Source organism: Streptomyces sp. NPDC046862 (genome assembly GCF_040704615.1).
Lineage (GTDB): Bacteria > Actinomycetota > Actinomycetes > Streptomycetales > Streptomycetaceae > Streptomyces.
Window position 1 is genome coordinate 1 of the sequence record NZ_JBEYXP010000036.1, and the last position, 20,689, is coordinate 20,689.

Annotated in this window: 16 protein-coding genes; 9 read left to right on the forward strand and 7 right to left on the reverse strand. The window is 71.5% G+C overall.

Annotation, left to right across the window (positions count from 1 at the left end; translation table 11 throughout):
- Window positions 1-91: 91 nt before the first annotated feature.
- Both AB0959_RS32980 and AB0959_RS32985 read right to left on the reverse strand, forming a co-directional pair.
- Window positions 92-916 carry an MOSC N-terminal beta barrel domain-containing protein gene (locus AB0959_RS32980; RefSeq protein WP_366830368.1) on the reverse strand — a complete coding sequence of 275 codons (825 nt, stop codon included), beginning with the start codon at window positions 914-916 and terminating at the stop codon, window positions 92-94.
- A 45-nt stretch (window positions 917-961) separates the two neighbouring features.
- Window positions 962-1,402, reverse strand: coding sequence for a DUF6643 family protein (locus AB0959_RS32985; protein ID WP_366830369.1), 441 nt, complete (start codon window positions 1,400-1,402; stop codon window positions 962-964).
- Between the two features lie 292 nt (window positions 1,403-1,694).
- Between AB0959_RS32985 and AB0959_RS32990 the strand changes: the two genes are divergently transcribed.
- Complete coding sequence (locus AB0959_RS32990) at window positions 1,695-2,930, forward strand: TerD family protein (protein WP_366830370.1); 1,236 nt, start codon at window positions 1,695-1,697, stop codon at window positions 2,928-2,930.
- Window positions 2,931-2,964: 34 nt separating this feature from the next.
- Here AB0959_RS32990 and AB0959_RS32995 read toward each other — a convergent pair whose 3' ends face one another.
- On the reverse strand, window positions 2,965-4,122 hold the full coding sequence (locus tag AB0959_RS32995; RefSeq protein ID WP_366830470.1) for a glycosyltransferase: 1,158 nt from the start codon (window positions 4,120-4,122) through the stop codon (window positions 2,965-2,967).
- Window positions 4,123-4,192: 70 nt separating this feature from the next.
- Here AB0959_RS32995 and AB0959_RS33000 point away from each other — a divergent pair, with 70 nt between their 5' ends.
- Both AB0959_RS33000 and AB0959_RS33005 read left to right on the forward strand, forming a co-directional pair.
- The gene (locus AB0959_RS33000) at window positions 4,193-4,978 is read left to right on the forward strand and encodes an aspartate/glutamate racemase family protein (protein WP_366830371.1); all 786 of its coding nucleotides are present in this window, start codon (window positions 4,193-4,195) and stop codon (window positions 4,976-4,978) included.
- Between the two features lie 107 nt (window positions 4,979-5,085).
- A complete protein-coding gene (locus AB0959_RS33005) occupies window positions 5,086-5,646 on the forward strand; it encodes a hypothetical protein (protein ID WP_366830372.1) in 561 nt (186 codons plus the stop codon).
- A gap of 9 nt (window positions 5,647-5,655) precedes the next feature.
- Here AB0959_RS33005 and AB0959_RS33010 read toward each other — a convergent pair whose 3' ends face one another.
- A complete protein-coding gene (locus AB0959_RS33010) occupies window positions 5,656-6,660 on the reverse strand; it encodes an O-antigen ligase family protein (protein WP_366830373.1) in 1,005 nt (334 codons plus the stop codon).
- 281 nt (window positions 6,661-6,941) lie between these two features.
- Here AB0959_RS33010 and lnt point away from each other — a divergent pair, with 281 nt between their 5' ends.
- The 4 genes from lnt to AB0959_RS33030 all read left to right on the forward strand — a co-directional run bounded on the left by lnt (window position 6,942) and on the right by AB0959_RS33030 (window position 12,010).
- Window positions 6,942-8,555, forward strand: coding sequence for an apolipoprotein N-acyltransferase (gene lnt / locus AB0959_RS33015; RefSeq protein WP_366830374.1), 1,614 nt, complete (start codon window positions 6,942-6,944; stop codon window positions 8,553-8,555).
- Window positions 8,556-8,622: 67 nt separating this feature from the next.
- On the forward strand, window positions 8,623-9,099 hold the full coding sequence (locus tag AB0959_RS33020) for an NUDIX domain-containing protein (RefSeq protein ID WP_366830375.1): 477 nt from the start codon (window positions 8,623-8,625) through the stop codon (window positions 9,097-9,099).
- 60 nt (window positions 9,100-9,159) lie between these two features.
- Entirely contained in the window at window positions 9,160-9,960 is an 801-nt protein-coding gene (locus tag AB0959_RS33025; protein WP_366830376.1) for a 3-hydroxybutyrate dehydrogenase, read from the forward strand.
- A gap of 109 nt (window positions 9,961-10,069) precedes the next feature.
- Window positions 10,070-12,010, forward strand: a complete 1,941-nt coding sequence (locus tag AB0959_RS33030; RefSeq protein ID WP_366830377.1) for a GAF domain-containing protein — start codon at window positions 10,070-10,072, stop codon at window positions 12,008-12,010.
- 25 nt (window positions 12,011-12,035) lie between these two features.
- Here AB0959_RS33030 and AB0959_RS33035 read toward each other — a convergent pair whose 3' ends face one another.
- From AB0959_RS33035 to AB0959_RS33045, 3 genes are all read right to left on the reverse strand, one after another.
- Complete coding sequence (locus AB0959_RS33035; protein WP_366830378.1) at window positions 12,036-13,412, reverse strand: MFS transporter; 1,377 nt, start codon at window positions 13,410-13,412, stop codon at window positions 12,036-12,038.
- A 447-nt stretch (window positions 13,413-13,859) separates the two neighbouring features.
- A complete protein-coding gene (locus tag AB0959_RS33040) occupies window positions 13,860-16,502 on the reverse strand; it encodes a family 78 glycoside hydrolase catalytic domain (protein WP_366830379.1) in 2,643 nt (880 codons plus the stop codon).
- Window positions 16,499-17,275: an alpha/beta hydrolase gene (locus AB0959_RS33045; protein ID WP_366830380.1), complete on the reverse strand. Its 777-nt coding sequence runs from the start codon at window positions 17,273-17,275 to the stop codon at window positions 16,499-16,501. Before AB0959_RS33045 ends, AB0959_RS33040 begins: the two co-directional genes overlap by 4 nt.
- A gap of 240 nt (window positions 17,276-17,515) precedes the next feature.
- Between AB0959_RS33045 and AB0959_RS33050 the strand changes: the two genes are divergently transcribed.
- Window positions 17,516-18,523, forward strand: coding sequence for a LacI family DNA-binding transcriptional regulator (locus AB0959_RS33050; RefSeq protein ID WP_366830381.1), 1,008 nt, complete (start codon window positions 17,516-17,518; stop codon window positions 18,521-18,523).
- A gap of 479 nt (window positions 18,524-19,002) precedes the next feature.
- A complete protein-coding gene (locus tag AB0959_RS33055; RefSeq protein ID WP_366830382.1) occupies window positions 19,003-20,553 on the forward strand; it encodes an ABC transporter substrate-binding protein in 1,551 nt (516 codons plus the stop codon).
- Window positions 20,554-20,689 lie beyond the last annotated feature (136 nt).

A 20,689-nucleotide genomic window follows, 5' to 3' on the forward strand; every position in this document is an offset into this window, starting at 1 on the left:
GACCGCAAACCACCAGCCCCGTCACCGCCCAAGCCGCGATCCGAAACAGAACACGACTCAAGTGGTGGCGGGAGAACTCAAAACCGGCTCACTAGTCGAGTACGCGCACCGGATCGCCGGTCCGGACCGTACCGACGGATTCCGGAACCAGGTTCTGGCCGAAGACCAGCTTGTCGCCGATGCGGCGGTGGCGGCCGAGGGTGCGCAGCGGCTCCCGGCCACGCTCGGCGGTGCCCTGGTCGGTGGTGGTCACCACGCACCGCCCGCACATCTTGGCCACCCGGAAGGTCACGTCGCCGATCGCGATCCGCCGCCAGTCGTCCTCGGCCCAGGCCTCGGTGCCCGCCACGACCACGTTCGGCCGGAACCGGTTCATCGGCAGCGGGCCCTCGTCGGGGTGGTCGCCCCGCGCGACGAGGGAGTTGAGGGCGTCGAGCGAGGCCAGCGTGGTGAGCAGCAGCGGGTACCCGTCGGCGAAGCTCACGGTCTCACCGGGACGGGCGTACTCCGGATCGATGGGGCGGCGGGTGGCCGGGTCGTCGAGGTGCACGAGACGCACGCCGATGCCCAAGTAGTCGCTGAACCAGGCGTGCGCCGCGGAGTCGGCGAGGACCCCCTCCACCTTGTCCCGCCAGATCTCCACCGTCGTCGTGCCGGCCGGCGCGGGCACCGTGACGGCGAGGGGCTCATGGCCGGGCGCCGACAACACGAGGCCGCCGCCGGGCAACGGCTCGGCGGCGGCCAGCGCCATGCGCGGATGCGGGCGTTGCGTGATGACCTTGCCCGTCTCGTCGACCAGCACCCAGCGCCGGTCCCCCGCCAGCCCCCAGGGCTCCACCACGGCCTCGTCGGGCGTGACGCCCCGGGCCGCCTTCAGCGGGTGGACATGGACCGAGTGCAGCGACGGATTCCCCATGGGGCCATCCTGCCAGCAGGCACCGACGACCCCGCGCGGAGCGCCTCAGTATCCGCGGTACTGCTGCCCGTTGTACGGGTCCTGATAGGGAGCCTGGGCCGGCCGCGGGGCCGCGGGGCGCATCGCCTCGTAGCCCGAGCCGTTCGCCGCCGGACGCGGCTGCTGCGGCTGGACGCCCGGGTATCCGCGCGGGGCCGCGGTCTGCTGCGGGATGTACGCCGCGGGGGCCTGCTGCAGCGGAGAGGGCTGCTGAGCCGACGGATAGCCGTACGAGGGGGCCGACTGCGAAGGGCCGGCCGGCAGGGCGGGCAGCGCCGACGGCAGCGCGGGCAGGTTGCTGCCCGGCGTGTCGTACGCCGCGGGGACTCGGATCGGGGCGATCTGCGGGGTGCCCCGCTCGGCCACGAGGGAGTCGTAGATGGGCGTGTCCGCGAAGGACGAGGCGGAGTAGTAACCGCCGCCATAGGTGGAGCGGGGGGAGGTCATGGCACATAAGTTAAGCCCACGATGTGCTGGTTGGGGAGACCGATAAGAGGGTTGTTTTCCGTGTCTGCGGTGACGCCGGAGCCCCAATGCGAGCGAACTCGGCGAAAAGGGACGGCATCGAGTCCGACATTTTTGTAAAGCCCGAGTTCCGGGAGGGTTACCGGCGGGTTCGGCCCCTCGCCTTCCTGTACGGCTTCGTGGGGTTGACGGCCCCGGGGGAATAGGTTTGGCACCAACGGATCGGAGGCCCCGGGCGCGGCCCGGTGGCGAGCAGGTGAGCATGGGGGCGAACATGTCAATGCCCAAGGGATCGAATGTCGCGGTGCCAACGGCCGCGCTGCGCGTCGAACTGGGCCGGCGTACGGGCCCGGGCGTGCCCGACGCGGACGCCTCGGCGCTCCTGCTGGTCTCCGGAAAGGTGCGCTCCGACGCGGACTTCGTCTTCTACAACCAGCCCGCGCACTCCTCCGGGGCGGTCCGGCACGAGGGCAAGAGCACCGCGGGCGGCCAGGTGACCGACACGCTGCTCGTCGACCTCCCGCGCGTGGAGCCCGAGATCGAGACCGTCGTGCTCGCGGCCTCGGCGGACGGCGGCTCCTTCGGACAGGTGCCGGGCCTGTACATCCGCGTGGTCGACGACCGCAGCGACACCGAGGTCGCGCGCTACGACAGCGACGACGCGAGCGTGGAGACCGCGTTCGTCCTGGGCGAGCTGTACCGCCGTCAGGGCGCCTGGAAGTTCCGGGCCGTTGGGCAGGGGTACAGCAGCGGGCTCGAAGGACTGGCGACGGACTTCGGCATCACCGTGGACGAACCGCAACACGCGGCGCCACCTGCACCTCTCGCCCCACCCGCCGCCCCACCGGCACCCGCCGCCCCTCCGGCCCCGGTCCGTCTGACCAAGGTCACCCTGACGAAGGAGGCCCCGGCGGTCTCCCTGACCAAGCAGGGCGGCACGTCGGGCGCCCTGCGCGTGAACCTGAACTGGCAGGTGCGCAAGCAGTTCACCGGATGGGCCGCCAAGCTGGGCCGTCCCGTCGCCACGCACGCGGACCTCGACCTGGACCTGTGTGCCCTGTACGAGCTGTCCGACGGCCGCAAGGGCGTCATCCAGTCGCTCGGCAACGCCTTCGGCGCGCTGCACCAGCCGCCGTACATCCACCTCGACGGCGACGACCGCACAGGAGCGACGGCGAGCGGCGAGAACCTCACCGTCAACCTCGACCACAAGGACGCCTTCCGGCGCATCCTCGTCTTCGTGACCATCTACGAAGGCGCCCGTTCCTTCGCCGACCTGCACGCGACGGTCACTCTCCAACCGCAGTACGGGGCGGCCGTCGACTTCTCGCTGGACGAGTGCACGGTGCCCTCCACGGTGTGCGCGCTCGCCCTGATCACCAACCACAACGGCGACCTGGTCGTCCAGCGCGAGGCCCGCTACCTGGTCCCGGAGCGCGGGGTCAGCCCGCAGCGCACGGTCGACCACGCCTACGGGTGGGGTATGAACTGGACCCCGGGCAGGAAGTGACGGCGCACGGAGAAGTGTCGACCACCAAGGTCGACTACTGCTGCTCGGGAGCGGGCCGCGCGTATGTCCGCCCCTTCCAGGCCGAGCCACGCCCCCTGTAGTGCTGCACCGCCGAATCGACCGTCATGAAGAGGTACAACAGCGCGGTGAACGGCAGGAGCGGAGCCAGCACGAGCGGTTGCCGGTAGTAGCGGAGCATCGGCACGTACGTCGCCGTCATCAACAGCCACGCGAGCCCGCCGGTGACCGCCGCGGCCGTACTCCCCGCGGCGAGACCCAGGGCGAACGCCACCGGCGGCACCAGATAGACCACGGCGAGACCGATCACCGTGCCGAGCAACAGCAGTGGGCTGTGCCGCAGCTGGGCGTAGGCACTGCGCGAGACCATGCGCCACAGGTCGTACAGCCGCGGATACGGACGCACACTGTCCACGCGCTCCGCCAGTCCCAGCCAGATGCGGCCGCCGCTCGTCTTGACCGCCCTCGCCAGCGCCACGTCGTCGATGACCGCCTGCCGGATCGAGTCCGGGACACCGGCGCGCTCGGCGGCGTCGGTCCGCAGCAGCACGCATCCGCCTGCCGCGGCCGCCGTCCGCGAGCCCCGCACACCGATCCGGCGGAACGGGTAGAGCTGTGCGAAGAAGTACACGAAGGCCGGTACGACGAGCCGCTCCCACACGCTCTCCGCCCGCAGCCGGGCCATCTGTGACACCAGGTCGAAGCCGCCCGTGCGTGCCGCCGCGGCCAACTCCCGCAGGCTGTCCGGGCCGTGCGCGATGTCCGCGTCCGTCAGCAACAGGAACTCGGGCCCACGCGCGCGTGCCAGCTCGATTCCGTGCCGTACGGCCCAGAGCTTGCCGGTCCAGCCCGGGGGCGGCTCGCCCGGAGAGGAGACGGTCAGCGGCAGCCCGCCGTGCCGTCGCGCGAGATCGTGGGCCAGCTCCCCGGTGCCGTCCGTACTGCCGTCGTCGACGAGGAACACCTCCGCGTGCCCCGGGTAGTCCTGCCTCAGCAGGGAGGGCAGGCTCTCGGGCAGCACGGCCGCCTCGTCCCGCGCGGGGACGACGACGCAGACCGAGGGCCACGTGTCCGGCTCCCCGCGCGCGGGCAGGCGAACATCTGTGCGCCAGAAGAAGCCCTGGCACAGGAGCAGCCACAGCCAGGCGGCCAGTGATGCGACAGCGGTCCACACGACGGCACTCACGCGTCGCAGTCTGCCCCACGGCAGCGGTCCGTTCGGGTCGATCCGGTATGGTGCCCGGGTGAAGATCGCGCTCATGGACACCGGAATCGGACTGCTGGCCGCCGCCGCCGCCGTACGCCGACTGCGACCCGACGCCGATCTCGTCCTCTCCTCGGACCCCGATGGCATGCCCTGGGGACCGCGCACCCCCGAGGACATCAGGGCCCGCTCGCTCGCCGTCGCCGAAGCCGCCGCCGCGCACCGTCCGGACGCGTTGATCGTCGCCTGCAACACCGCCTCCGTGCACGCCCTGCCCACCCTGCGTGCCCATCTGGAACCGGACCTGCCGGTGATCGGCACCGTGCCGGCGATCAAGCCCGCAGCCGCCGGAGGCGGACCTGTCGCCATCTGGGCCACCCCCGCCACCACCGGCAGCCCCTATCAGCGCGGCCTCATCCGTGACTTCGCCAACGGCGTGAGGATCACCGAGGTCGCGTGCCCGGGGCTGGCCGAGGCGGTTCAGTACGCGGACGACGCGGCCATCGACGCCGCGATCTCCGAGGCCGCGCAGCACACCCCGGCCGACGTAACGACCGTCGTCCTGGGCTGTACCCATTACGAACTCGTGGCCGAACGCATCCGCGCCGCGGTGCGGCAGCCGGGTCTGCCGCCGCTCGTCCTGCACGGATCGGCCGTCGCCGTCGCCGCGCAGGCCCTGCGCCGGATCAACGAGCTGCCCGCGCCGGAGGCACCTGTCGAGGGCACCCTCACCGTCATCCTCAGCGGACGTGAGGAGCAGCTTCCGCCGGCCGCGCTGGCGTACGAGGAGGGCCGCCTCCTCCAGGCGGTGAGCCCCGCGCGCTGAGTGCGGCCACGCCGCGCGGGGCTCGCGCGCCGTCCGTCCGCCCGCTTGGAGCAGTGACGCTCCGCGACCCGGTGCCCGCGCAGCGGAACCTGAGTACTCTCACATCCATGAGGGACCACCCCCACGGCGAAGGCGGTACCCCCGAGGGTTCCGACTGTCCCGAAGTATGGACCGGGCGCGCGACCAACCGCGCCCAGTGGCTGCTCGCACTCGGCGGCTGCGCCTGCATGGCGCTCGGCATCGAACTGGCCGTCGACTCCGCGTGGACGTCGGGCGTCGCCCCGCTCGTCATGTCGGTCGTCGGCTGCATCGCGGCGGGGGTGCTGGTCCTCTTCGGCACGCTGGCGTTCGTGCACGTCGCCGTGAAGGTCGACAAGGACTACCTCGAAGTGCGCTGCGGCCACATGGGGCTGCCGCGCCGCCGCATCCCCCTCTCCCAGGTGGCCGGCGCCGACTTCGCGCCGCGGGTCACGCCGCGTCACTGGGGAGGCTGGGGCTATCGCTGGCGGCCCGAGAAGGGCACCGCCGTCGTCGTCCGGCGCGGCGAGGGCGTCGTGCTGCGCCTCTGGGACGGCCACACGTTCACCATCACGGTGGACGACGCGGAGTCGGCCGTACGGGTCATCCGCGACCGGCTGCGCCCGGCATCGTCCCGGGCGGCGCGCTGACACGGTCCGTCACGGTGCGGCGCGGCCACCGGGCGCGGGCGGGTCGGCGTCGCGCCGCGTCCCCGCCTCCGCGATCGGCCGTGCCGTCGCGATTCCCGCGAGCAGCCCCGCGCCCGCCGTGACCGTGGTGAAGCTCAGCACGTTCCCGACCGCGGCGACGACCGCCAGCGCGGTCAGGGCCGCACCCGCCGTGAGGACGACCGGCGTGGGGCGGGCCGTCCACCACAGCGCGTACAGCACCCAGCAGAACACCGTGGCCAGCAGGGCCACGCCGATGACGCCCTGCTCCGCCGCCAGCTGGAACGGCGCGGAGTGCGGCTTGCCGTCGGGCGTCAGTGACTGCGCCACCGTCGGGCTGAGGTCCTCGAAGCGTCCGGGGCCCACGCCGAGCACGGGTTCCTGGTGGACCATGCCCAGCGCGTCACGCCACAACTGGACCCGGTGCGGGCTGAGCTGCCCCTCCAGGGAGATGGTCAACCCGTCCGGCAGGGCGTCCTCGGCGACCGCCCACGTGGCCCCGGTCACCACGGCCGCGGCCACCGCGAAGCCCACGAGCCCCATGCTGCGGCGGCGCATCCGGTCGGCTGCGAGCGAGCACAGCAGCACCGCCGCGCAGGCCGCGCTCGCGGTGGTCGAGCCGGACACGGCCGCGGTGACCGTGATCCCGGCCGCCAGCAGACGCAGCGCCGTCCGCGGCATGGGACCACGGGCCGCCGAGGCCGCACAGCAGGCGGCGCCCGTCGACAGGGCCAGCAGCGCGGTGGTCGCGCCCGTACGGCCGAGCGGGGTGATCAGCGGCGAGCCGGCCGCGGTGTCGGGGGCGTTGATCGCGAGCGCCAGCATGGCCAGGGACGCGGCGCAGGGCGCCGCGACCGGCAGGAGCGCCCCGGAGATCCGGCCCGCCGCGTACCCCGCGGCCAGGGCGAGCACCGCCAGCAGCACGCCCTCCGGCCGCCCGCCGTGCGCGGTGGCCGTGGTCAGCGACCAGACCGCGCACGCTCCGAGCACGATCATGCCCGTGACATCCGAAACGTTACGTCTCTCACCCGCGGCCGGCGCACCGGCCGCGGACTGCGTCCCCGTGGACCCCACCCGTCGCCCCCCGACTGTGACGGGCCCCGACCGCGGTGGCTGGATCCAGCCGCACGTCAGAGGCTCGGGCACACCGTAACGGGTGATGTGCCGGTTTGTGGATGCGTTGCGCAGGAACGTTGCTTCTGGTGTGTGGGTGACGCCTCCCCGTCACGGGTGGACCACGCTGTCCGCGGTCCGGTGATGCGCCGTAGACTCCCCGAGTGACCGCCACCGCAACATCCGTGGGCGAGCCGGAACAGCTCGACCCCCAGTCCGGGCCCCCATCGCGGGTGGCCGAACTGGCGCGCAGGCTCCTTCCCGCCGCCGCGGCGGCGCTCTCCGGAGTGCTGCTGTACGTCAGTTTCCCTCCGCGCACCCTGTGGTGGCTGGCTGTGCCCGCCTTCGCGGCCCTCGGCTGGGTCCTGCGCGGTCGCACCTGGAAGGCGGGCTTCGGGCTCGGCTATCTCTTCGGGCTCGGGTTCCTGCTGCCCCTGCTCGTGTGGACCGGCGTGGAGGTCGGCCCCGGCCCGTGGCTGGCGCTCGTCGTCATCGAGGCGGTGTTCGTCGGGCTCGTCGGCGCGGGCATCGCGGTGGTGTCGAAGCTGCCCGGTGCACCGGTGTGGGCCGCGGCTCTCTGGATCGCGGGTGAGGCGGTACGGGCGCGGGCACCGTTCAATGGCTTTCCCTGGGGCAAGATCGCTTTCGGGCAGGCCGACGGCGTGTTCCTGCCGCTTGCCGCGCTGGGCGGCACCCCGGTGCTCGGATTCGCCGTCGTGCTGTGCGGCTTCGGGCTGTTCGAGGTCGTGCGGCTCGCCGTCGAGGCGCGACGCACTCATGTCGTACGGCGGGCCGCCGCGTCGGTGGCGCTGCTGAGCGTGGCCGTGCCCGTGGTGGGCGCCTTCGGGGCCCGCGCCCTGGTGAGCGACACGCCCGAGGACGGCACGGCCACCGTCGCCGTCATCCAGGGCAACGTGCCGCGCGCGGGGCTCGACTTCAACTCCCAGCGGCGGGCCGTGCTGGACTACCACGTACGTGAGACCGAGCGGCTGGCCGCCGAGGTCAAGGCGGGCAAGGTAGCCCGGCCGGACTTCGTCCTCTGGCCGGAGAACTCCTCCGACATCGACCCGTTCAGCAACCCGGACGCGTACGCCGTCATCGACGGTGCCGCCAAGGCGATCGGCGCCCCCATCTCGGTCGGAGGCGTGGTCGAGAAGGACGGCAGGCTCTACAACGAGCAGATCCTGTGGGATCCGCGGAAGGGCCCCACCGACACCTACGACAAGCGGCAGATACAGCCCTTCGGCGAGTACCTCCCGCTGCGCTCGCTGATCGGAGCCATCAACAGCGAGTGGACGTCCATGGTCCGCCAGGACTTCAGCCGGGGCACCAAGCCGGGCGTGTTCACCATGGACGGCGCCAAGGTGGGCCTCGTCACGTGCTACGAGGCGGCCTTCGACTGGGCCGTGCGTTCCGAGGTCACCGACGGAGCGCAGATGATCTCGGTGCCGAGCAACAACGCGACGTTCGACCGCAGCGAGATGACCTATCAGCAGCTCGCCATGTCCCGCGTCCGCGCCGTCGAGCACAGCCGCACCGTCACCGTGCCGGTGACCAGCGGCGTCAGCGCGGTGATCATGCCGGACGGGAGGATCACCCAGAAGACGGGCATGTTCGTCGCCGACTCGCTGGTCCAGAAGGTGCCCCTGCGCTCCTCCGAGACGCCCGCGACCCGCGTCGGGGTGCTGCCGGAGGTGCTCCTGCTGCTCGTCGCGGCCGGTGGGCTCGGATGGGCCGTCGCGACGGGAGTGCGCCAGCGGCGCGCCGGTGGCGTGTAGCAGTACGCCGGTCATGCGCGGCCGGAACGCGTCGGGTGGCCACCCACCGGGCGGTTAGGGTCACCTCATGCCTACTCCTGACTTCATCCGCGAGCTGCGGACCTCCATCGGACACCAGCTGCTCTGGCTCCCCGGAGTCACCGCCATCGTCTTCGACGACGAGGGCAGAGTGCTGCTGAACCGCAGGTCGGACACGGGCAGGTGGTCGGTGCTCGGCGGTATCCCGGAGCCGGGGGAGCAGCCGGCGGCCTGCGCCGTGCGGGAGGTCTTGGAGGAGACCGGCGTGCGGTGCGTGGCCGAGCGTGTCGTCGTCGTGCAGGCCGTTGGCCCCGTGCGCTACGACAACGGGGACGTCTGTCAGTACATGGACACCACGCTCCGCTGCCGGGCCCTTGACGGGGAGGCGCGCGTCAACGACGACGAATCGCTGGAGGTGGGCTGGTTCGCGGTGGACGCGCTGCCGGAGGAGCTGAACGAGTTCGGGCTGCTCCGCATCAAGCAGGCCATGTCCGACGGCCCCACGTGGTTCGACCCTATGACCTGAGGGAGAAGTGTGGAGGCCGACCATATGTGTCGGAGCAGGGGCGACGCCTAGGGTCGCGACATGACCGCACCCCCCGCCCTTCCAGGTCCCCACCCCACCTCACTCGAACTCGGCGGCCGCACCGCCCTCGTCACCGGTGCCGCGGGCGGGATCGGTCAGGCATGCGCACTGCGGCTCGCCGGGGCCGGAGCCAAGGTGCGCGCCGTCGACCGGGACGCCGGGGGCCTGGCCGCACTCGCCGACCGGGCCCGGGGGCTCCCGGGCACCGTGGAACCCCACGTCCTCGACCTCACCGACCTGGACGCGGCGGAACTGGCCGCCGCGGGCACCGACATCCTCGTGAACAACGCCGGCCTCCAACTGGTGCGCCCCGTCGAGGAGTTCCCGCCCGAGGTCTTCCACACCGTGCTGACCGTCATGGTGGAGGCGCCCTTCCGGCTCATCCGCGGGGCGCTGCCCCACATGTACGGGCAGGGGTGGGGTCGCATCGTCAACGTGTCCTCGGTCCACGGGCTGCGCGCCTCGGCGTTCAAGTCGGCGTACGTAACCGCCAAGCACGGCCTCGAAGGGCTCTCCAAGACCGTGGCCCTGGAAGGTGCTCCCCACGGTGTCACCTCGAACTGTGTGGCCCCCGCCTATGTGCGCACCCCCTTGGTCGAACAGCAGCTCGCCGACCAGGCCCGGGCGCACGGAATCCCCCAGGAGCAGGTCCTGTCCGAGGTGCTCCTGCAGGACAGCGCGGTCAAGCGGCTCATCGAGCCCGAGGAGGTGGCCGAGGCGGTGGCGTACCTGTGCGCCCCGCAGTCGTCCTTCGTGACGGGCACGTCCTTGGTGCTCGACGGCGGCTGGACCGCGCACTGACCGCACTGACCAGGAGGTTCGGAGTTGTCCACAGCCGCGCGCCCGGCGGGCGGGCCGAGTTGTCCACAGGCCCGGCGGACGTGTCCGTGCGATGAGTGATCCTGTGTCCATGCCCCGCGATCACGTCGAGTCAGCCGAGTCCGCCGCGTCCGTCCAGCCCGCCGGCAGTGTCGAGACGCCGTTCCTGGAGCTCCTGGCCAGGGGCGCGTCCGTCGACGCGTACGAGCAGCCGGTGCTCCTCGCCCGCGCCGAGCGCAGGCCGCCCGAGCGCGTCGCCGCGCTCGAACACGCCCAACGGCTGGCGCTGCGCGTGCGCTCGGAGATGGAGGGACGGCGCCGCCGGGAGGCCGAGCTGTCCGCGCTCTTCGAGACCGCGCACGACCTGGCCGGACTGCGCGACCTGGACTCCGTACTGCGGGCCATCGTCCAGCGCGCCCGCTCACTGCTGGGCACGGACGTCGCGTACCTCAGCCTGAACGACCCGGACAAGGGCGACACCTACATGCGGGTCACCGAGGGGTCGGTCGCCGCGCGCTTCCAGCAGCTGCGGCTCGGCATGGGGGAGGGCCTCGGCGGGCTCGTCGCCCAGACCGCCCGCCCCTACGTCACCGACGACTACTTCAAGGACGACCGCTTCCAGCACACCCGGGCCATCGACACGGGCGTACGGGACGAGGGGCTGGTGGCCATCCTCGGAGTGCCTCTGATGCTCGGACACCACGTCATCGGCGTGTTGTTCGCCGCCGACCGGCGTGCGCGGGTCTTCGAGCGGGAGCAGATCGCCCTCCTGGGGTCGTTCGCCGCCCTCGCGGCGGCCGCCATCGACACCGCGAACCTGCTCACCGAGACCCGCTCGGCCCTCGCCGACCTGGAGCGGGCCAACGAGATCATCCGCGACCGCAGCGGAGTCATCGAGCGCGCCTCCGAGGTCCACGACCGGCTCGCCGAGCTCGTGTTGCGCGGGGGAGGGGTCCACGACGTGGCCGCGGCCGTCTCCCGAGTCCTCGGCGGCACCGTGGAGTTCGCGGAGGAGGGCGCCGCACCCGGCGCTGCCCTGGAGACCTCCCGTGCCGAGGGCCACGCGGTACGGCACGGGACCGACTGGATCGCCGCCGTCACGGGCGGCGGCGAACTGCTCGGCGCACTGGTGCTGCGCGGACACCCGGACCTCGACCCCGTCGACCAGCGCACGCTGGAGCGCGCCGCCATGGTCACCTCCCTCCTGCTGCTCGCCAGACGATCGGCCTCCGAGGCCGAACAGCGCGTCCGGGGCGAGTTGTTGGACGACCTGCTCGACGCGCGCGATCGCGACCCGCGGCTGCTGCGCGAGCGGGCGGCCCGGCTGGACGCCGACCTCGACGCCACCCACGTGGTGCTGGCCGCCCGCCTGGACGGCCCGGCGGCCGACGCCGACGAGGAGGCCGCGGCCCGCCGTCGGCTGTGGTCCGCCGCGTCCCATCTCGCGGCCACGCGGCACGGACTCGCCTCGGCCCGCGACGGCGGCACCGTCCTGCTGTTGCCCCTCGGCGGAGGCGACACGGCCACGGAACTGGCCCGTCGTACGGCGGGCCACCTCGGCACGGCCGTCCACGGGGCGGTCACCGTGGGCGCCTCGGCCCCCGTCGAGAACCTCACCGCCCGACGTGACACCGTGGCCACCGCCTACGCCGAAGGACTGCGGTGCCTGGAGGCCCTGCGGCTGCTCGGCCGGACGGGAGACGGCGCCGCCGCCCACGACTTCGGATTCCTGGGACTGCTGTTGGCCGGAGACCGGGACATCGCCGGGTTCGTGGACCGCACCATCGGCGAGGTCGTCGCCTACGACGAACGGCGCGGTACGGATCTGCTGCGCACCCTCGACGCGTACTTCGCGTGCGCGATGAGCCCGGTCCGCACCAAGGACGCACTGCACGTCCACGTGAACACCGTCGCCCAGCGGCTGGAGCGGGTGGGGCGGCTGCTCGGGGAGGACTGGCAACGCCCCGACCGCGTGCTGGAGGTCCAACTTGCCCTGCGGCTGCGGCGGTTGTCGTCACCGGACCGCCGCTGAGCGCCGCGTCCCGTACCCACCCGGTTCAGACGCGGGCGTCCGGCGACCGGGTCGCGCCCGGCTCCGAACCGGTCCGCACCGTGACGTCGGCCAGGTCACGATGGCGTGTCTCCTTCGCCGCCCCCACCGCGATCAGGGTCAGCACGACGGCCGCGATCACGTACAGGGCGATCGGCGTCGAGTCGCCGTAGTCGGACAGCAGCGCGGTCGCGACGAGCGGGGCGGGCGCGCCCGCGGCGACGGAGGCGAACTGGGCGCCGATGGAAGCGCCCGAGTAGCGCATCCGGGTCGCGAACATCTCGGAGAAGAAGGCCGCCTGCGGGGCGTACATCGCGCCGTGCAGGACGAGACCCACGGTCACGGCGACGATCAGGTTGCCGAAACCGCCCGTGTCGATCAGCGAGAAGAACGGGAACATCCACAGGCCGACCCCGGCCGCGCCCAGCAGGTACACGGGTCGGCGGCCCACGCGGTCGGACAGCGCGCCCCAGAGCGGGATGACGGCGAAGTGCACGGCGGAGGCGATGAGGACCGCGTTGAGAGCCGTCTGCTTCGAGACCCCGGCCGCCGTGGTGGCGTACACGAGGATGAAGGCGGTGATCACGTAGTAGCTGATGTTCTCGGCCATGCGCGCGCCCATCGCGACCAGCACGTCCCGCCAGTGGTACCGCAGCACGGCGACCAACGGGAGCTTCTCGGGGGCGGCGTCCGTCTTCCGTGCCTCGGCCTGCGCCCGTGCCTGCTGGAAGACGGGCGATTCATCGACAGACAGACGAATCCACAAACCGACGATCACCAGCACGCCCGAGAGCAGGAACGGGACGCGCCAGCCCCAGGACGTGAAAGCCGCGTCCGACAGCAGGGCCGTCAGCAGCGAGAGCACGCCGGTCGCGAGGAGTTGACCGGCGGGCGCGCCGGTCTGCGGCCACGAGGCCCAGAACCCCCGGCGCCGCGCGTCCCCGTGCTCGGACACCAGCAGCACCGCACCGCCCCACTCGCCACCGAGCGCGAAGCCCTGGACGAGCCGCAGCACGGTCAGCAGCACGGGCGCCGCCGTCCCGATCGTGGCGTGGGTGGGCAGCAGACCGATCGCGCACGTCGCCCCGCCCATCAGCAGCAGGCTCAGCACCAGCAGTTTCTTGCGGCCGATCCGGTCGCCGTAGTGCCCGAACACCAGAGCACCCAGCGGCCGTGCCGCGAACCCCACCGCGTAGGTGAGGAACGACAACAGGGTGCCCACCAGTGGGTCGGAGTCCGGGAAGAAGAGCTTGTTGAAGACGAGTGCGGCGGCGGAACCGTAGAGGAAGAAGTCGTACCACTCGATGGTGGTACCGATGAGACTGGCGGCGACGATGCGTTTGAGGTTGGCGGGTGGTGGGGGAGCGGTGGTTTCGGATGCCATGTGCGCCACTTCCTCGTGTGCGGTGGGGACGGGTAGGTGTCCGGACACCGTAGGAACGTGCAGGTCAGGCGCACATGTGGTGGGACAACATAGTTAAGGGCTTGGCTGTGCGCGCGGCCACCATGCCCGCTCACCGACCAGCAGGACGTCCACACCGAGCGCCCGCGCCTCGCGGTCGAGCGCCTCGCCCACACGCCCGATCAGCCGGATCCCAGCTGGAGGCCAGCGCGACCGCGGGCGGGAAGCAGGTCGCCGGATGACTGCCGTGGAGATCGAGGGCGTCGGAGTCCGGGCGCGGGCGCCGGAGGCCGTGTGGACCTTCGCTCAGTAGGAGTGAGGGAATCCCCGCCATTCGGCGGGTTGGGTTGTCCACATGTCCCGGCCCGAGAGCAGTGCGGTGGACCGATGCCGAGGCCGTCCGGCGGGGCGCGACGGCCGGGGCGAGGTTCACGCACTGGTGCCCGGACGCAGGATCAGGCGATGGCTTCCGGACCCGAGCTCGCCGACGGCCTGTGCGGAGCACCAGCCCTCGGGCGGGAGGAGGTATCCGGTCGTGCCGGGCGGCAGGTCGGCGTTCACCGTGAGAGTGCCGCCACTGATCGACCAGGCGACGGACGCCGTGCCGTACGGTGTGGCGATCGAGGCGCCGGCCGAGGTGAGCGTGGCTCCGGGGCGGGGAGCGATCTCGATGGCGCGGTAGCCGGGCGCGGCGGCCCGCAGTCCGGCGACGGACCGGTAGAGCCAGGCGGCGACGGCGCCGTAGGCGTAGTGGTTGAACGACAGCATCGTCCCTGCCTTCTCGGTGTCGATGGTGCCGTCGGGGCGGATGGCGTCCCACCGCTCCCACATGGTGGTGGCGCCGCGCTCGACCTGGTAGAGCCAGCCCGGACACTCGGTGTTGAGCAGGAGCTGATACGCCTCCGCCAGGTGGCCGGTGCCGGTGAGGGCGGGCAGTACGAAGGGGGTGCCGAGGAAGCCGGTGGCGATGCGCCCGCCGTTGGCGCGCACCAGGGCGGCGAGAGCCTCACCGACCGCGGCGCGTTCGTCGGTGGGCGCGATGTCGAACTGGAGGGCGAGCGCGCATCCGGTCTGGGTGGTGCGGGCGTGGGCGCCCCACTTCCGCCAGGCGGCCTCGGCGGTACGACGGTGCAGGGCCGCGTACCGGTCGGCGTCGTCGGTGCGGCCCAGTTCACGGGCCGCGTCGGCGAGCAGCCGGGCGCTGTGCGCGACGAAGGCGGTGGCGACGTAGGCGGATTCGGTGGTGGCACGCGCCGGGTCCTCCGGTGGGGCGGCCGGGTCGAGCCAGTCACCGAGTTGCGCGTTGCCGCTCCAGGTCCCGTCGTCGTCCAGGTGACCGGCGGTGAACTCGACCCAGGCGCGCATCGTGGCGTAATGCTGGTCCAGCAGGCTGCGGTGGCCGTAGGCGTCGAACAGGGCGGCCGGTACGACGGTGGCGGCATCCCCCCAGCCGGCGGCGGTACCGGCGAACGGCAGGTCCATCGGCGGCAGTTCGCCGAGGTCCACGTCGGGAATCACCAGCGGGACCGCGCCGTCCGCCCGTTGCTCGATGCCCAGGTCGGTGAGCCAGCTGTCGAGGAACGACCGGCTGTCGAACGTGGCACAGGCCGTCGGGGCGAAGGCCATGAGGTCGCCGGTCCAGCCGAGGCGTTCGTCGCGTTGCGGGCAGTCCGTGGGGACGGCGAGGAAGTTGCCGCGCTGGGAGCGGACGACGTTGGCGTACAACGCGTTCACACGCTCGTCGGAGCAGTGGAACTCACCGATGCGGCGCAGGTCGCTGGCGACGACGGCCACCTCGACCTGCTCGACGGTGACGCCCGGGGAGGCGTCGATCTCGGCGTACCGGAAACCGTGGAAGGTGAATTCCGGCTCGAGTTCGGCCGTGCCGCCGGCCAGGGTGTACTGGTCGGTGGCGCGTGCGCCGCGCAGGATGCTGGTCAGCAGTCGGCCGTCGCCGTCGAGGACCTCGGCGTGCCGGACGGTGACCGTGCTGCCTGCCGGGCCCTCGGCGCGGAGCCGGAGCCAGCCGGTGACGTTCTCGCCCGCGTCGACGGCGATCGTGCCGTCGGGCAGTGCGCGTCGCTCCGGCTGGATGACCTGCACGACGCGTACCGGCGGGTGGGCCCGCTGCGTCAGCCCGGTGGGCAGGGGGAGCGCGGCGACCCGCTCCCAGTCGCGGTCGTCGAAGCCCGCCAGCTGCCAGCCGCGCGGTTCGTGGCGCAGGTCGCGTTCGCAGCCGTCGTACAGGTCCGCCGCCAGCAGGTCGCCGTACCCGCCCCTCCAGTGGTCGTCGGTGACGACGGTGACCGTGCTGCCGTCGGCCAGGGTGACCTCGAGCTGGGCGAGCAGCGCCGAGGTGTCGCCGTAGACGTTGCGGTTCTTGTGCCAGGTGAGATGGCCCCGGTTCCAGCCGTCACCGATCGCGGCGGAGAGGGCGTTGCGGCCGGGGACCAGCAGACCGGTGACGTCGTAGGTGGCGTAGAGCAGTCGGTTGGGGTAGCTGGTCCAGCCCGGTTCCAGGAGTTCGTCGGAGACGGGCCGGCCGTTGATCGCGGTGCGGTGGACGCCCAGTGAGGTCACGTACAGGCGTGCGGACACCGGCTCCGCCGGGAGCTCGAACTCCCGGCGGAGCAGCGGCACCGGGCCGGGGGAGGTACGGCCCTGGTCACTGGGCACATGGACGGGACGGGCCGTCCAGTGCCTGTCGTCGAGCAGCGCGGCCTCCACCCGGGCGGACTCGCTCCACTGCGTCCACCCGAGGTCGGTTCGGACGCGGACGCGCCAGTGACGGGCCTCGCGGCTGCGCAGCGGTTCGGTCGGCCACGGGTGATCCGTCACCACGTCCGACTCGACCTCGCCACTGGAAACCGCGCCGGTGAAGGACCGGTCGGTCGCCACCTGGACCTCGTAGGCGTGCTGCAGGACGCCCGGCCGGTCGCTTGCCAGCGACCACGACAGACGGGGCTCGGGGTTCGGGGTGGCCACCAGACCGGAGTCGTCCGCGGTCCGCAGCCCGGTGACCGTCGTCGCGGTGTCCGCCGTACGGAGTGCCTCGAAGCTCGGGGTCGTCATGACGTCAGGTGCCTCCGGAGGAATCGCAGCGTGGACTGGTGCAGTGTGGTGCGGTGCGGGACGGTGCCCCAGGCGTGGTCCGCGCCTTCGATGATCTCGAGTTCCGCGTTCCCGTCGTAGTGATCCAGGTAGCGGCGTACGTAGGCGAGGGGTGCGATGTCGTCCTTGTCGCCGTGCAGGATGTGGACCGGGCCCCGGTAGGCCGCGGAGCGCCCGTACACGTCGAGACCGGCGATGTCCTCCACGAGCGCGGGACTCATCCGGTGCCCGTCGGCGTCGAAGTAGCCCTTCTGCTCGAACTCCGCCGCGAGACTGCGGCCCTTGAGGCGTCCGGCGCCCAACTCGAAGGGGGCGACGGCGGCCGGGGACCAGAGGCACAGCGCGCCGATCCCCGGTTCCTCCGCGGCGACGATGCCGGCGACCACACCTCCCATGCTCATACCGACCAGGCCGATCCGGTCGGGGTCGACGAAGTCGAAGGTCCGGACTGCCTGGAGCACCGCACGGGTCTCGGCGATCTCACCGGTGATGGTCACATCGAAGAAGTCGCCGTCGCTCTCGCCGTGGCCGGAGAGGTCGAACCGGACCGAGGCGATGCCGTGCGCCTCCAACAGCCGGGACATGGCGACGAAGTTCGGCAGTTCGATCCGGTTGGAGGTGAAGCCGTGCACGAACACCACTGTGGGCCGGCGAGTTCCCGTCGGCCTTTCGGGGATGTGCAGTGTGGAGCGCAGCGTCATGCCGGTGTGGCGGAAGTCGTGATGGCAGATCACGCGGATGCCTTTCGGAGACGTGTCGAGTGCGAGGGAGTGCGGCGGTTGGCGTGCTGCCGCGCCTCACCTCGGTCAGCACCGGCGACAGGGACGGGGGATTCCTGATGGGCGGGCTTGGCCAGGAGCCAAGAGATCCACAACGTCACTCACTCGCGTAACTTAAACGTGTAGGTAAGCTGAGCGGAAAAGTTAACCCCAGTCGCGGGCTTTGACAAGAGGCCTGTCACAGGGAGGCGATGCATGACCGGAAGATCCGACCGAAGACGTGTGACCAGCCAGGATGTCGCGCGCGAGGCCAAGGTCTCCCGCGCGACGGTGAGCTATGTCCTGAACGACTCCCCGCAGCAGAAGATCCCCGAAGACACCCGGCAGAGGGTGCGGGAAGCGGCCGCCCGGCTCGGCTACGCGCCCTCTGCCGCTGCGCGCTCGCTGCGCAGGGGGCGCTCGGACATCGTGCTCGGTCTGCTGCCCGACTGGCCGATCGAGCACGCCCTCGGTCGGCTCGTCCAACAACTGACGGCCGCCTTTGCCCAGCACGAACTCACGTTTCTCGTGCACTCGGCGGCTCATCCCGCCCGGCCCCTGCGGGAGGTCTGGAAAGCCTTGACGCCCGCGGCCGTTCTGGCTCTGGACGCGTTCCCGGAGGCCGAGGCCGGCGCCATGAGGGCGGCGGGAATCGAGGTCGTCATGGCGGTGCACGGCTCGGTACGGAGCGGGCATCCGGCTCCTCTCGTACCGGAGGAACCGATTGGAGCGGCGCAGGCCCGCCACCTCGTCCCCGCGCACCGCCGGCTCGGTTACGCCTACCCGGATCTGGCGAGACTCGGTGTCCTGGCGCGACCGCGACTGGACGGCGTACGCAAGGTGTGCGCCGAACTCGGCCTGCCGGAGCCGGATGTACGCACCGTCCCCGTCTATCCGGACGGTTGTGTCGAAGCGGTGAAGACATGGCTCGCCGCCGACCCGCCGGTGACGGGCATCTGCGCGTTCAACGACGATGTCGCCCTGGCGGTTCTGGCTGCTCTGCGGTCACTGGGGCTGCGGGCTCCGCAGGACCTCGCGGTGATCGGGGTCGACGACATCCTCGGCGCGGCGCTGGCCCAGCCACCGCTCACCACGATCGTCCGCGACACCGACACCATCGCGCGGGGCCTGGCCCGCCGTATCGTCGACACGCTCGCCGGGGTGCAGGTCTCCGCCGATCCCCTCCAGGACCCGCTTCGGGTTCTCGTTCGGGTCTCGGCCTGACCGGCTCCGCTGTCGCGGCAGTTCACCGGCCACCTCCGCACTCCTGCTGCCCCGCTCCGCGGTGTCACCAAGACCGTCTTCCGTGAACCTCTTGCGCAACGAGGGCGACACGGTTAGTTTACGGACCACTCGCTTAAAGGTGTAAGTAGCGAGTGGCCCCCGGGGGGCGAGGCGCGCTGAAGGCGACACCTTTGCATCGACCATCGCCTCCGGCAGCTCTCGCGCCGGGATCCCCACCTCAACCGCGGTCGGATCCTCAACCGCGGTCGGATCCTCCCGGCTCCGCTCATTCGTAGCGGCCACCCAGTCCACGCCCGCCACCCGGTCCATCCATCTCGGTGGCTCCAACGCATTCCCCTCATCCACCTCGTTCTCCGCGCCTCACCGCCTCACCGCCTCACCGCCTCACCGCCTCACCGCGCCCGCTCTTCCCCCCATCCTCATCTCCCCATCCCTCCCGACCCCACGGAGACCCCTCGATGAAGAGAAGAACCGCACTCCAGGCCTCGATCGGCGTCGTGGCGACGCTCGCGCTCGCCGCCTGCGGCGGCGGAAACACCAGCGGCGGCAGTGCTGGATCGGCGAGCCTGACCATTGCTCTGAACTCGGCGCCGAACAGCCTGGACCCGGCCAAGGTCGCTGTCGGGCCCTTCCTGAACTACATGGACCCGGCCTACGCCTCGCTGCTGACCCGCAAGGCCGACGGCACCCTGGCGGCCGGGCTGGCGGACAAGTGGGGCTATGTCGGCAGTGGGAACACCAAGTTCCGGCTCAAGCTGCGCAAGGGCGTGAAGTTCGCCGACGGCACGCCGATCACCGCCACCGACGTCGTCGACTCGATCAAGTACTTCCAGCAGGGCAGCGGACCCGGCGGGTCCTACGTCCGTCCCCTGACCTTCTCCACGCCGGACAGCTCGACCGTGGTGGTCAACAGCCCGACGCCGAACCCCGACATGGGCGCGCTGTTCACGCCGGCGTTCATGAGCGGCGCCATCGTCAGCCCGGCGGGGCTGAAGGATCCGAAGAAGCTGGCCACCGCGACCTTCGGCGCCGGGCCGTACGTGCTCAGTGCCCAGCAGACGGTCTCCAACGACCACTACGTCTACGTACCGAACAAGAACTTCTACGACCAGTCCGCGATCCACTTCAAGAAGATCACCGTCAAGGTGATGCCGAACGTCAACTCGCAGGCTCAGGCCCTGAAGTCCGGCCAGATCGACCTCATGTACGGCACTCCGGACGTGGCGCCCACCATCGCCGGCAACAAGTCGCTCACCCTGCTCAAGGCCCCCACCACCTGGGCGGGCCTGTTCCTCCTGGACCGCGACGGCACCGTCGTCAAGGGACTGGGCGATGTGCGGGTCCGGCAGGCGCTGAACTTCGCCATCGACCGCGCCGCGATCACGAAGGCGGTCTACGGCGACTTCGGGGCCCCGGTCTCGCAGCCGGCGATGCCCGGCTATGACGGCTACAGCCCCGAAGCCGAGACGATGTACCCCTACGATCCGGCCAAGGCCAAGAAGCTGCTGAAGGCGGCGGGTTACAAGAAGCTGACCATCCCGGTGAACTACGGATCGTTCGACCCCTCGACGACCAAGATGCTCCAGGCCGTGCAGGACCAGCTCGCCAAGGTGGGTGTGACCCTGAAGCTCAAGGGCGCCGCCAACTTCGGTGGGTGGATCAACGACTTCCTGTCGAAGAAGTACGCGGCCACGGTGCTGTCGCCCGGCCAGGGTGGCGGTGAGAACTTCTACGCGCAGCAGGCGGGGTTCATCAAGACGGGCATCATGAACGTCTTCGCCGTGGACGACAAGGACGTCACTGCCGCCTTCGACCGGCTCGGCAAGTCGGACCCCCAGTCCAGTGGCGCGGCGGCGAAGAAGCTCACCGACGTCATCGTGCGCAAGGCGCTCGCGCTGCCGGTGTCCGGTACCGACACGATCGCCATGTACGACAACAAGCTGCGCGATGTGAAGTTCGGAGTGGGCACCGCCCAGTTGACCCCGAACGTCACCTGGACCTCTCGCTGACGAGGACAGATGTTTCCCATCATTCTCCGCAGGCTGGCGCTGTCCGTCCCTCTCCTGGTGGTCGTCTCGGCCATCACATCACTGCTGGAGTCGTTGGTGTTGGGGGGGGGGCGGCCCCAGAGGCACATCGTGGAGG